This window comes from Vibrio sp. OPT46, from assembly GCF_015163535.1.
GTDB lineage: Bacteria > Pseudomonadota > Gammaproteobacteria > Enterobacterales > Vibrionaceae > Vibrio > Vibrio alginolyticus.
The window spans coordinates 1-448 of sequence record NZ_JADDYG010000716.1 but is presented as its reverse complement, the minus strand read 5'-3'; the positions used below and the strand labels follow the sequence as shown (position 1 = coordinate 448).

Annotated in this window: 1 protein-coding gene; it reads right to left on the bottom strand. The window is 45.8% G+C overall.

All coding sequences use genetic code 11. The features are described from left to right. Positions 1-448, bottom strand: a 448-nt coding sequence (locus tag IQR33_RS25685; protein WP_193844181.1) for a hypothetical protein, incomplete at both ends; no start/stop codon positions are given.

The window sequence follows — 448 nt, the reverse complement described above, 5'->3', positions numbered from 1 at the left end:
ACCACCGTTTCTAAGTTTATGACCGCTCCTAACGAGTCGGTTACCGTAACTTGGATACGCTGGCCATCTTCAATGTTTTCAATCGTCCCTTCGAGGCGAGTAGTCGCGATTTCGTACTGATTTAAATACTCATCCCCTCCACCATCAAAATTGACGTTCACCGTTGCAAGCGTATCTTTAATGGTCGTATCGACGGCGTTCAGGTTATTGCCATAAATGTCAGAAACCACAGAAGTCACCGTAAGCGGCCCTTCAGCAAGAGAAGACAGATCAACGTCTGATAGGGTATAAGCCTCATTCTCTACGGTCGTTGTAACAGTAATGGAATTATTGAGGCTGTCGGTAATGGTGATAGTAACAAGCCACTCATCGCTTATCTTGAGTGCGTCACCTTGAATCGTGACACTAGGAACTTCAAACTGGTTTTCGTATCCATCGCCGCCATCAA